Here is a 12,147-nt window from a genome sequence, read left to right as displayed (position 1 = left end):
CTATAAATTAAGAAAAATAATTTATCGTTGATAGGTAAATGTCAAATTTGAAATAGTAATCTAAAGTTAGTTACGGAAAATGCTGAAACGAATCCTGATTGAGAGTTGGAAAATATATGAGTCACTCTACGTGAGATGCTGAAACGTAGTTCAGCATGACAAAATCTCGTTGATTTGTCACCCTGAATTCATTTCAGGGTCTCCAAAGGGTTAATCTATGTTGCTCCATGTTATCCAGGAGGCGCTGATACTAAATCGTAGTTCTTCAGACAGGTTAGCTAGTAAACGAGAAACTTTAAGTGAGATGCTGAAATAAATTTAGCAGGACAAAATCATATTGAATTGTCACTCTGAATTTATTTCAGGGCCTCACAGCCACAAGCCACCACAACTTGTCACCCTGAATTTATTTCAGGGTCTCCATATGGATAACCTATGTTGCTCTAAGCTACCTGGGAGTCGCTGATGCTAAATCGCAGTTTTTCAGATAAGTGAGATAGCAAACGAGAAACTCTGAGTGAGATGCTGAAATAAATTCAGCATGTACAAAATCATGTTGAATTGGTCAGTGCAACGAAGTTCACTACAATAAGCGAAATCCCTCTATTCCCTGTACCCCTCTGCTTGAAGTTCAAACAGTTCTGCATAAAGTTTAGGATTGGCCAATAATTCTTTGTGAGTTCCCAATTCTAAAATACTTCCGTTTTGAAGTACCAAAATGCGATTTGCCATTCTCACAGTTGAAAAGCGATGGGAAATGATAATGCTAGTTCGGTCTTTGGTCAAGCCAATAAACCGCTGAAAAACTTCCGATTCTGCTCGGGCATCCAAGGCAGAAGTAGGTTCATCCAAAATAATAATGGGTGCATCCGACATATAAGCTCTCGCCAAAGCAATTTTCTGCCATTGACCACCAGAGAGCTCTGCTCCTTTCTTAAAACGTCTGCCTAAACCTTGGTCATAACCCATAGGTAAACTTTCAATCACCTCGTTGGCGAGACTTTGAACTGCAGCGTCTTTGATTTTATCAATATTATGCTCTTCGTCAATGTTCCCGACCGCAATATTGATTTTAGCAGTTAAGTAATACTTCACAAAATCCTGAAAAATCGCTCCCAGCATTTTTTGATAGTCTTCTTTTCTATATTCACGAATCGGTACGCCATCCATTAAAATTTGACCACCAGTAGGCTCGTAAAGACGCAATAGAAGTTTTATTAGTGTCGTCTTTCCTGCTCCATTTTCCCCAACTAAAGCAAGTTTCTCTCCTTTTTTCAAGTCAAACGTCAGTGAGGACAATACCATTTTCTCTGACTGTGGATAGCTAAAGCTCACATTATCGAAATGTATGCTGTGGTTAAATTCTGAAGGGGCTGCACGATATTGCTCTGGATTATCACCACTAAAGTCCATATCCACAAATTCGAAATAATCCTGGAGATACATGGCGCTTTGGGTGATGTTTGAAAAACGAGAAAACACGGTTTGTAGCTGGTTTCGCAGCTGACTAAAGGAACCTGCCAAAAAGGTTAAGTCTCCAATGGTTACCAAGCCAGCAACTGCTTTTAAAACAATAAAGACATAAGCACCATAGTAGGCTAAATCACCTAAAATATGAAAAACACCCCCCCACAGACTTTTTTTAATGGAGAGCTTTTTATTGGCTTTGTAGTATTTATCGGAAATGCGTTTAAACGTAGAGCTTATAAAATCAGCCAAACCAAACAACTTGATCTCTTTAGCGGTGACATCACTCGCACCAATCATACGCATATAGTCAAGCTCACGACGTTCAGGAGTCCAACTCTTTTGAAGTGAATAACTAGACTGGCTATATTTCAGCTCATTAATAAACGACGGAATAATAGAGATGACCAATAACACAATCAAAATAGGATAAAAATAAATCAATCCAGAAACCAACGATATTATTGTGATAATATCTTGTATTTGTGCCAAGACGTTAGACATTAAAGACACTCGGCTAGAGGTTTGCTGTCTAGCACGCTCCAACTTATCGTAGAACTCCGAATCTTCGAGACTTGCCAGTTCAACTTTAGCGGTTTTTTGAATCAGTTCTATCGACGATGCATTGGAGTATAGATCACCCAAAAGTCCATCGGTTAGGGAAATAAGCCGATTAAATACGTCACTTAGTATAGCTAAGAGCAATTCTATCCCAATCAACCAATATAATCTGTTTAGATCGGACGTATCCAGATCGACTCGGAGAATCACCTCATCTATGATTTCCTTCCCTACCCAAAGTAAAGTTATAGGAATAAGGGATTTAAGCAATCTTAAAAATACATTCCCAATAAATAAACCAGGGTGAGTTTGGTAGACTCTACTTAAAAAACGGGGTATAAACCGCAGGGAAGCAAAATCATTTTTATTCTCAGATACACTAACCATACATATATATTATCTCAATAAAGTTAAACGTTTACGGTACTTAAATGAAACCACTACTAACCTTCTTTTCGCAAAACCTCCAAAGGTGAACTGCGTAAGACAGTTTGAATATTGCTCAAGCCAATCACTAAAACCAAAAGGGTAATGCCTGGTAAAAAGACTAAAAAGGGAATCAAGGAAGGCACAAAGGGTTCCTTGAAAACAAGTAGCGCTAAACAGAAGCTACTCACTAAAGCCAACAAAATTCCAACTAAACTCCCTAGCAATCCTAAAAACAGATATTCCAAAGCAGTTATTTTTAAGATCTGTGTGTTTTTTGCGCCCAAAGTTCGCAGTAAGACACTTTCTTTAATGCGTTGGTATTTACTGGTTCGTACAGAACCTATCAAAACGATAATGCCCGTAAGGATACTAAAGAAAGCCATAAAATTGATGATCCAAGAAATCTTATCTAGAATATCTTCCAAAATGGTGTACACCTGTCGCAAATCTATCACCGACACATTAGGGAATTTGGCCACCAAATTCCGCTGTAATTTTGCTGAAGCTTCCTCATCTGGCACAGCGGTGGTAATCACATTGAACTGTGGAGCTTTCTCTAAGACACCCTTGGGAAATACAATGCTAAAATTAAGCTGAATTTGTCCCCAGTCTACTTTACGAATACTGCCCACGGTAGTTTCCATAAGCACACCTTGCACATTAAAAACAACGGCATCGCCAACTCTTAACTTTGCATCTTCGGCAAGATTATCTGAAATAGAAATCTTTACCGGATCTCCAGACTCTAACTCTGGGATCCACTCCCCTTCTATAATTTCTTCTGAATCAATCAAGGTGTCGCGATAGGTAGTTCTAAACTCATGGTTTAAAATCCAACCGCGAATCTGGCTTGTCGAATCCTGTCGTATCTCATTCACTTGCTGATCTTTAATTTTTTGCATTCGCATAGTCACCAGCGAAATGTTATCAAGAGTGGGCAAATCATTCTCAATAAGTTGTTGTTCTACAGCATCACGCTGATCGGTTTGCAAATCTAAAATGATCATATTGGCAGTTTCTGCCGATTGCTCAATATCGGTTTTTGCCAATAAAATATCTTTGGTAAAGTATAAGGTACTGATCAAAAATGTCCCTAAACCGATGGCGACCACCAACACGACAGTCTGATTATTTGGCCTAAATAAATTTAGCAAACTTTGGCGCGAAATAAACCCCCAGCGTTTTGGGAAATAGGTTCTAATGAGTTTCATACTCAGCAAAGCAGTCCCAGCTAAAACAGCAAATGTAATTAGCGTAGCACCAACAAAACCGAATGCATAAAGTATATCCTCGAGTAACCACAATGAAAATAAAAACAGAAATATGAGGATCCCAGCGAATACGAAAAATCTTGCCTTTTTTGGACCCTGCGAAGCTTTTTCATTAATGCGTAACACTTCTAAAGGCGATACATACCAGGTTCTAAGCAATGGTAAAAGCGCAAATAAAACCGACATAAACAGCCCTAGAAAAACACCAATAAGTATGGGTTGGAAAGAGATACTTATTTCAACCGCAAACGGAAGAAACTCTTGTAAGATATAGGGAAATAAAACCTGAAGTCCTACCCCAATAAGCGAACCCACCAAGCCACCAGTAACTCCAATACCCGCAATTTGAATTAGGAAAATAAGAAAGCTTTGCTTTCTGGACGCTCCCATACATTTTAAAACGGCAATGGCTCTCAGTTTTTCTTTGATATAAATATGAACAGAACTAGCGATACCCACACAGCCTAAAAGCAAAGCTATAAATGCTGCTAGATATAAAAATTTTCCTACATTATCATAACGGTTTCCTAAACGTTCGCTAGTGCTGGTATGCGTGTCTAAATCTGAATTTTCTGCCTCCAGCATAGGGTTTATTTTCTCCTCAAACTGACTTAAATTTAAAGTATCTGATGCTTTGTAAAAGAATTGATATTCCTTGCGACTGCCAAATTGAAGGAGTTCCGTGCTTTCTACAAACCGATTTGGAATGATTACTGATGGAGCTACAGAGGTTGAAATTGCCGTAGTCCCAGGAATAGCCTTTAAAGCGCCTGCAATGGGGAGGGTGAGTTCTCCTACTTTTATAGAATCTCCCGGTTGGATGTCAAACTGAAGTAATAAAGTCGCATCAACCAATGCTCCACCCGAATCTTGATAAGTACTTGCTGCTGAGGCAGGTTCGGTATCAATCGTACCGTAAAAAGGAAAGTCTCCTTTTAAAGCACGAACCTTTACCAGTTTGGTACCTCCACTTTTGGGAAAGGCAATCATCGACACAAAGTTGACTTCAGAAGCATCAGGGTTTAGGGAGTCTATGATCGCTTGAGCACGTTCTGTAGGTTGTTTCCTACTATCGATAATATAATCGGCACCCATCAAGGCTTTAGACTGGAGTTGTATATTGTCTTTAAGATTAATGCTGAACAGTTGTATGGAGACCACTGCAGCAATACCTAAGATAATAGAGGCCATAAATAAAAGCAGACGCACTCTACTTGCCTTGGCATCACGCCATGCCATCTTAAAGAGCCATTTTGTATTTTGATTCATAGGAAAGGGGTGTGAATTTACAGCACTTCTGTGCGTTGATTGGTTAACACTTGTCCGCCTTTCAGACGCAATATTTGCTGGGTTCGGTTGGCCAACTCTAAATCATGCGAAATAATCACCAGCGTCGTTCCTGCTTCTTTGTTTAAATCGAATAATAGTTTGATTACTTTTTCTCCAGTTTCCTCATCTAAGTTTCCTGTAGGTTCATCAGCAAATAAAATAGAAGGTGCATTGGCAAAGGCTCTGGCTAAAGCAACACGTTGCTGTTCACCACCTGAAAGCTGAGATGGATAATGATCTGAACGGTCAGCTAAACCCACTTTTTCCAATAAAACCATACTTTTTTTGGCTGCGGCTTTATCTCCTTGTAATTCTAGAGGAACACTTACATTCTCAAGAGCAGTGAGCGTTGGCAGCAGTTGAAAGTTCTGGAAAATAAAACCCACTTCCTTATTCCGTAATTGGGCCCTTTGGTCTTCGTTTAAGTGACTTAAATCCTGACCACATAACTCCACACTTCCTGCATTTGGATTATCTAATCCTGCACACAAGCCTAGTAAGGTTGTTTTTCCACTTCCAGAAGGTCCCACAATAGAAAAGGTTTGTCCTTTTTCAACCTCAAAAGAGATGTTTTGCAAGACCGTTAATTCTTTGTGACCGCTGGAATAAGTCTTTTCTAGCCCAGTAATCTTCAATATCTTTGGCATATAATTTTAATTAAAATGACAATTATGTCAGAGGCTCAAAATAGACAAATGAATCTAATCTTACCAACTTCCGCTATGCAGAAACTCATAAGGCTTTGTTATATTATTCCCTTGATTTTAATCTTGGGTTGTGGTAGTGATAAAAAGAAAAAAACGACACAAGAAGAAACAGCAACGCAACAAACCAAACCATCCCAACTTGCTGAAGCTTCAGAAAATAATACTGAAACCATCTTATGCTTTGGAGATAGTATTACAGCTGGCTATGGATTGGAGGATAGCAATGATGCTTTCCCTGCTGTATTACAAGAAAAAATTGATTCTTTGAATTTAAAATATATAGTTGTTAATTCAGGCTTAAGCGGAGAAACAACAGCGGGTGGTAAAAGCCGAATTGACTGGGTCTTGAATCAAGATATCGATATTTTTCTATTGGAGCTTGGAGCAAATGATGGCTTACGGGGAGTTCCTTTATCTGAAACGCGGTCTAACCTTCAAGCGATTATAAGAACTGTAAAAGAAAAAAGTCCGAAGACAAAGGTTATTCTTGCTGGTATGCAACTGCCACCGAACATGGGGCAAAAGTACACTACCGAATTCAGAGAGCTGTTTTCTGAATTAGCCGAAGCCAATAATCTCGCCTTTATTCCTTTTATCTTAAAAGATGTTGGCGGTATCGCCGAACTCAATCAAAGTGATGGCATCCACCCAACAGTTGATGGTCATAAAATAGTAGCCCATACAGTCTGGGAAGTCTTAAAACCGATGTTGGAATAATTAGGAATTTTTAATTTGTTAGTGTTGATGATGAATTGAAGTTCAATTCTAAAAACGTTTCACGCAAAGGGCACTAAGTTAATCTCAAAGGCAGGAAAGAATCAGCTAAAGTTAATTTTCTCGTTTGAGATTCTTTGCGTTTTTCTCTTTGTTTGCTTTGCGTGAAATAACAAACAGATTTTAAATGATTTACCCTAATTTATTAGTGGATTAAAGTAAATTCTTTATTCTCAATATTTTTTTATTGATAATGAATTGAAGTCACGAATTAAAAAAGTTTCACACAAAGGGCGCTAAGTTTTTCGCAAAGGCAGTAAAAGTTTTGGTTTTCTAAAAAGCTATCCACGTTTGAGAAAAGTTTTTTTTATTTTGAATTGTCCCTTTAGGGACTAAACGTTGGTAAAAACTATCTTCTGTTAACAACAATGCCTTTAGGTATTGCATATAAAGTACCTAAAGGCACTTTTAAAATAAGTAGTGCTTGTTTATCCTATATTTAGTCCTTAACAGGACAAAATTAAACAGTATAAATTTAAATTCTATTTTTATTGATAATGAATTGAAGTCGCGAATTAAAGAAGCTTCACGCAAAGAGCGCTAAGTTTTCCGCAAAGGCCGCAAAATATTAAGAAAAGGGTAGTTTCTCCTTTGCGCTCCTTTGCTTTTTCTCTTTGTCTACTTTGCGTGAAATAGTAAACTGATTTAAGTGATCCACCCTAACTCATTAGTGACTTAAAGTGAATTCATTATTCCCAATCATTTTTTATTGATAATGAGCCAAATTTCAGTTTTTAAATAAATTTCACTAAGGCAGCAAAATATTAAGAAAATGGTAGTTTCTCCTTTGCGCTTCTTTGCTTTTTCTCTTTGTTTGCTTTGCGTGAAATAGTAAACTGATTTAAGTTAAATCGCCCTACTCATAATCTACATTGTTGTAAAACTTACTTTATATCAGACTTCGATTGAAATATTTACTTTTCCACCAAGTCCTTTCTCAACGATGTCAAATAAGGTTTTTAAAGTCAGATTACTACCATTATTTTCCACGCGTGAAATATAAGTTCGCTTTTTGTCAATTAGTTCACCAAGTTGCTCTTGAGTAAGATTTTTTTCTTCGCGTGCATTTCGTAATAGTAAACCAATTTTAAAAGATTCAAAATCTCTATCGAGTTCGTCTCTACGTTCAGTGCCTTTTTTTCCGTAAACTGTGTTCTTTATTTCTTTCCAACTTTTAGTTTCCATTCCCTTTGTTTTTTTCTTCATAATACTCTTTCATTAATCGGACTGCTTTGTCGATTTCTTTTTTCGGTGTTTTCTGCGTCTTTTTGGTAAACCCGTTTAAGAGTATAACTAACTTACCTTTGTCGAAGAAACAAAAAACTCGCCAAATATTTGAGCCTAATTTTATTCGGGCTTCAAATAGTCCTTTGTCAGTTTTCATTGGCGCCAAATATGTTTTCGGCACGTGCTGATAGGTTTCGATTATTTCAATAACCTTAAATATTTTGTCCTGAACCTTTTTCGGTTGAGCAAGTAGAAACTTCTCGAAATAATTTTTATATTGTATTACTTGCCTGACTTTTTCCATTACGTCAAAAGTAACTTAAAAGTTACTATTTTCAAAATTCTGGATGTCAAATTTGAAGTTCAAGTTTTTCTGGGTTTGTTTTAAAACTATATTTAAACCTTAACAGGACAAAAATTAAACTGTATAAATCTAAATTCTATTTTTACAAATAATGAATTGAAGTCGAATATTAAAAACACTCCACGCAAAAGCGCTAGATTAATCGCAAAGGCCTCAAAATATTAGTAAATGACAATTTCTTCTTTGCGTTTTTCTCTTTGTTTGCTTTGCGTGAAATAGTAAACTGATTTAAGTGATCCACCCTAACTTACTAGTCGCTTAAAGTGAATTCATTATTCCCAATCATTTTTTATTGATAATGAATTGAAGTCGCGTATTAAAAAAGTTTCACACAAAGGCCGCTAAGTTTTTCGCAAAGGCCACAAAGAATCAATTAAAGTTAATTTTCTCCTTTGCACTTCTTTGCATTTTTTTCTTTGTTTGCTTTTCGTGAAATAGCACACTCATTTTAAATGATTCACCTCAACTTATCTACTATATAAAATCAATTAAAAATTTATAATTAAAAATTATTCACCTTAAATTATTTATGGCTTAAAAATCAATTTAAAATTCTTAATTCTTAATTTAGAATTAACTTTCAAGCACTGAGATCCTCACCTTCTTTTTCTTTAGACGTGAATTGCTTAACTTTTCTACCAATTCATCAGCTAGACTTAGCGGGATAGCAACAAATGCACAATCTGGCTTAAGCTCGATGTTTCCCAATTGATCTTTGTTTAGACCGCCTTGTTTGAAGAACAATCCTGCAATATCCCCTTTGGAAATTTTATCTTTTCGCCCACCAGAAATAAACAAAGTCTCCCAATATTGGGGCTTCGACTGTATTTTTTGTGACGATTTCGAAGAGACATCAATACCTTTCACATCTTTAATAAATTCAGGTAAAGACTCCCGTTCCCATTTTAATATATAAGCTGTTCCTTTAGAGTTCACTCTGGCTGTTCTCCCATTTCTATGTATAAACTCTTCTTCATGACGTGGGAGTTCATAATGAATAATGAATTTCAGTTCTGGGATATCGATACCGCGAGCAGCTAAATCTGTAGCCACTAAGATCTGTGAGCTCCCATTTCTGAATTTTATCAAAGCCCGTTCTCTATCCTTTTGTTCCATCACCCCGGAAAAACAGGCATGACTGATGTTTTGTCGATTTAAATAAGAACTTACTTCATCTATGCTATCTCTTAAATTACAAAACACAATTCCAGGCGCATTGCCAAGATGATGTACTAAATCTACCAGTGTTTTTAACTTACTCTGACTTGGAGAAATCACTGTTTTAATGGTTAACTTGGATGGTGTTTTTTTGTTCAAATAGTTAACGATGCTAGGCTTATCCAATCTTACAAAACCAGGAATAGAAAGGCTCTGTGTTGCAGAGGTTAACACCCGTTTGTTAAGGTTTGGCAACTGACTGATAATAGCCTTCATTTCTTCCTCAAAACCGACTTCTAAAGATTTATCAAACTCATCTAAAATTAGAGTTTGGATGCTGGTCTTAGAAAAACGCTCACTATTGAAATGATCTAAGATTCTACCGGGGGTTCCGATTAAAATAGCAGGGTTATGTTTGATTTCAATTTTGTCTTTGGAGACAGGTCTGCCCCCGTACACCGCATTGACTTTATAACCAGATCCCATCGTGCGAATCACTTGCTCAATTTGAATCGCCAATTCTCTTGATGGCACCAATATTAAGACTTGGACATCTGGAGATTCAGGGTCTAAAATAGTTAATAAAGGCAATGAAAACGCCAAGGTTTTACCGGTTCCTGTTGGTGATAATAGAATGGTATTAGTGGTGTTTTCAATTAAAGGAATCGCTTCCTCCTGCATAGGATTCAAGACTTGGATATTTAATTTTCGCAAAATATCCTCTTGTGATTTTATATGATTTGCCATAATGCTTATTTCTTTTTAGAACGGTCAGACGTTGAGTGCTCAGTACTGGACTGAGCCAAGTGATGTGCTAGTACTTTATCGACGAGTTCTTCTTTGGTTAAATGATGGAATACCGTTTTGATCTTCGTTTTAAACTCTTCGGAAACCTCTCTATTTGGTTTGGTTTTAAATATTTTTTTGGCCCATAATAACGCATTGTTTTCTTCTATGCTTTGGGCATCCGCTTTTTTAAATTTATGAAAGACAATGCCCAATTCATTTTCAAAATCAGTAATCTCTGCAATTTCTTCGTGTTGCAAAATCGTTAATGAAAGTCCCTTTGCTCCTGCTCTAGCCGTACGCCCACTTCTATGGACATAAGCTTCATAAGTATCGGGCAAATGATAATTGACAACATAGGACACTTCCTTAACATCAATACCACGCGCAGCTAAATCGGTTGCCACTAGAATATCGATATGACCTTCTCTAAATTGACCCATAATACGGTCCCGAATACCTTGGGTTAAACTACCGTGTATAGCTCCTGAAGAGAATTTATTAATGGCCAATTTCTTAGCGAGTTTATTCACTGCTGCTTTGGTTTTACAAAATATAATACCACGCTCACCCCCTTTAGAATTTAAAAAATGCAGCAAAACGTCTAGCTTTTCAATCGGCTCTACAACCACATAATGATGGTCGATCCCCTGATGTCCTAGAGTGGTTGTATCCACTTCTATGGTAACAAGGTCTTTCGACATATAATTCTGTACCAATTGTTTAACCGTCCCTGACATAGTCGCCGTAAATAAGAGCGTTCTTCTGGTCTTTGGTATGGCTTTTATAATGGTATCCACTTCAAATTTTAGGGCACTTAACATTTCATCAGCCTCGTCCAATACAACATATTTTAAATGCTTTAAATCAATGGCCTCGCGTTTTATGAGATCAAGCAATCGCCCAGGTGTAGCCACCACAAGATGGGTTGTGCTGTTTAGGTTCTCGATTTGAGGTTTTATGGGTGTACCACCACATAAGGAGGCGATATGTATTTGGTCACTCCAACTAGCAAAAGAGATGAGATTATTATAAATCTGTTGACCTAATTCTCTAGTAGGCGCTAAGATAAGCGTCTGTATAGAGGTGTTTTCAGTATCGATCAATTGTAATAAAGGCAAGCCAAAAGCAGCGGTTTTTCCTGATCCTGTTTTTGACAAAACCACTAGATCTTCGTTTTGATTTAGGACAACAGGAATGGTCTTTTCTTGGACTTCAGTAGGAACAGAAATCTGCAAGTCGACTAAACTCCGCTGTAAGTGCTCATTAATTCCTAAATCTAAAAACTGTTTTGACATAAAAAAATATTTTTGCAAAGGTAACCTTTTATAAGCCCAAAAAAGCCCCAGTTCAAATTTTGAACTGGGGCTCTAGCTCTATAGGGTGTGATGTTCTACACGTTAAATCTAAAATTCATAATATCACCATCTTTCACGATGTACTCCTTACCTTCAACGCTAAGTTTACCAGCATCTCTTATTTTTGCTTCACTGCCAAAGTGCACAAAATCATCAAATTTGATAACCTCTGCTCGAATAAAGCCGTGCTCAAAGTCTGAGTGTATCACTCCAGCTGTTTGTGGTGCCGTTGCTCCTACTTTTACTGTCCATGCTATCACTTCTTTCTTTCCAACGGTAAAATAAGTCTGTTGATTTAACAATCTATAAGCCGAGCGAATCAATTTTCCAGCACCTGCCTCTTCTAAACCAATATCTTCAAGGAAAAGCTTACGTTCCTCATAGTCCTCCAATTCTGCAATATCGGCTTCAATACCGACAGCAAGAACCAAAACTTCCGCATCTTCGTCAGTTACCGATGCCATCACACGATCTACGTGCGCATTGCCATTCACGGCAGAGCCTTCATCAACATTACAGACATACATCACAGGCTTATCGGTAATGAGCTGCATGGGCTTTACAATATCCTCACGATCTTCTTCAGAAATTTCTAAAGCCCTCACCGACTTGCCAGTTTCCAAACCAATTATCACTACATCCTTTGGATCGTCTTTATTTTTAATACGAGCACTATCCGTTAAAGAAATATAGTCTTCCTCTTTTTTATTAAAAAT

At 37.3% G+C, this 12,147-nt stretch carries 8 protein-coding genes and 1 pseudogene; 1 reads left to right on the top strand and 8 read right to left on the bottom strand.

Translation table 11 applies throughout. The annotated features are described in order from the left end of the window. Window positions 1-603 precede the first annotated feature (603 nt). From P700755_RS17025 to P700755_RS17015, 3 genes are read right to left on the bottom strand one after another with little or no spacing between them, the layout of a single operon-like run. The gene (locus P700755_RS17025) at window positions 604-2,415 is read right to left on the bottom strand and encodes an ABC transporter ATP-binding protein (RefSeq protein WP_015025864.1); all 1,812 of its coding nucleotides are present in this window, start codon (window positions 2,413-2,415) and stop codon (window positions 604-606) included. A 56-nt stretch (window positions 2,416-2,471) separates the two neighbouring features. Next, on the bottom strand, window positions 2,472-4,967 hold the full coding sequence (locus P700755_RS17020) for an ABC transporter permease (protein ID WP_015025863.1): 2,496 nt from the start codon (window positions 4,965-4,967) through the stop codon (window positions 2,472-2,474). Window positions 4,968-5,014: 47 nt separating this feature from the next. Next, window positions 5,015-5,704, bottom strand: coding sequence for an ABC transporter ATP-binding protein (locus P700755_RS17015; protein ID WP_015025862.1), 690 nt, complete (start codon window positions 5,702-5,704; stop codon window positions 5,015-5,017). Between the two features lie 24 nt (window positions 5,705-5,728). Between P700755_RS17015 and P700755_RS17010 the strand changes: the two genes are divergently transcribed. After that, window positions 5,729-6,481: an arylesterase gene (locus tag P700755_RS17010; RefSeq protein WP_015025861.1), complete on the top strand. Its 753-nt coding sequence runs from the start codon at window positions 5,729-5,731 to the stop codon at window positions 6,479-6,481. A 951-nt stretch (window positions 6,482-7,432) separates the two neighbouring features. Here the strand turns inward: P700755_RS17010 and P700755_RS17005 are convergent. The 5 genes and pseudogenes from P700755_RS17005 to P700755_RS16985 all read right to left on the bottom strand — a co-directional run. Beyond that, window positions 7,433-7,723, bottom strand: a complete 291-nt coding sequence (locus P700755_RS17005; RefSeq protein ID WP_015025859.1) for a helix-turn-helix domain-containing protein — start codon at window positions 7,721-7,723, stop codon at window positions 7,433-7,435. Beyond that, window positions 7,713-8,069: a type II toxin-antitoxin system RelE/ParE family toxin gene (locus tag P700755_RS17000; protein WP_015025858.1), complete on the bottom strand. Its 357-nt coding sequence runs from the start codon at window positions 8,067-8,069 to the stop codon at window positions 7,713-7,715. Before P700755_RS17000 ends, P700755_RS17005 begins: the two co-directional genes overlap by 11 nt. Before the next feature lie 633 nt (window positions 8,070-8,702). Next, complete coding sequence (locus P700755_RS16995) at window positions 8,703-10,034, bottom strand: DEAD/DEAH box helicase (protein ID WP_015025857.1); 1,332 nt, start codon at window positions 10,032-10,034, stop codon at window positions 8,703-8,705. A 5-nt stretch (window positions 10,035-10,039) separates the two neighbouring features. Continuing rightward, window positions 10,040-11,371 carry a DEAD/DEAH box helicase gene (locus tag P700755_RS16990; RefSeq protein ID WP_015025856.1) on the bottom strand — a complete coding sequence of 444 codons (1,332 nt, stop codon included), beginning with the start codon at window positions 11,369-11,371 and terminating at the stop codon, window positions 10,040-10,042. A 95-nt stretch (window positions 11,372-11,466) separates the two neighbouring features. After that, a pseudogene (locus P700755_RS16985) lies at window positions 11,467-12,057 on the bottom strand (DUF933 domain-containing protein); the annotation flags it as partial. Between the last annotated feature and the right edge of the window lie 90 nt (window positions 12,058-12,147).

Origin of the sequence: Psychroflexus torquis ATCC 700755 (assembly GCF_000153485.2) — a bacterium.
Lineage (GTDB): Bacteria > Bacteroidota > Bacteroidia > Flavobacteriales > Flavobacteriaceae > Psychroflexus > Psychroflexus torquis.
This window is presented reverse-complemented; position numbering and strand designations above follow the sequence as displayed.

Excerpts from the sequence above, each read along its gene's own strand:
- P700755_RS17025 (WP_015025864.1), bottom strand. The coding sequence starts at position 2,415 with ATGGTTAGTGTATCTGAGAATAAAAATGATTTTGCTTCCCTGCGGTTT.
- P700755_RS17020 (WP_015025863.1), bottom strand. The coding sequence starts at position 4,967 with ATGGCATGGCGTGATGCCAAGGCAAGTAGAGTGCGTCTGCTTTTATTT.
- P700755_RS17015 (WP_015025862.1), bottom strand. The coding sequence starts at position 5,704 with ATGCCAAAGATATTGAAGATTACTGGGCTAGAAAAGACTTATTCCAGC.
- P700755_RS17010 (WP_015025861.1), top strand. The coding sequence starts at position 5,729 with ATGTCAGAGGCTCAAAATAGACAAATGAATCTAATCTTACCAACTTCC.
- P700755_RS17005 (WP_015025859.1), bottom strand. The coding sequence starts at position 7,723 with ATGGAAACTAAAAGTTGGAAAGAAATAAAGAACACAGTTTACGGAAAA.
- P700755_RS17000 (WP_015025858.1), bottom strand. The coding sequence starts at position 8,069 with ATGGAAAAAGTCAGGCAAGTAATACAATATAAAAATTATTTCGAGAAG.
- P700755_RS16995 (WP_015025857.1), bottom strand. The coding sequence starts at position 10,034 with ATGGCAAATCATATAAAATCACAAGAGGATATTTTGCGAAAATTAAAT.
- P700755_RS16990 (WP_015025856.1), bottom strand. The coding sequence starts at position 11,371 with ATGTCAAAACAGTTTTTAGATTTAGGAATTAATGAGCACTTACAGCGG.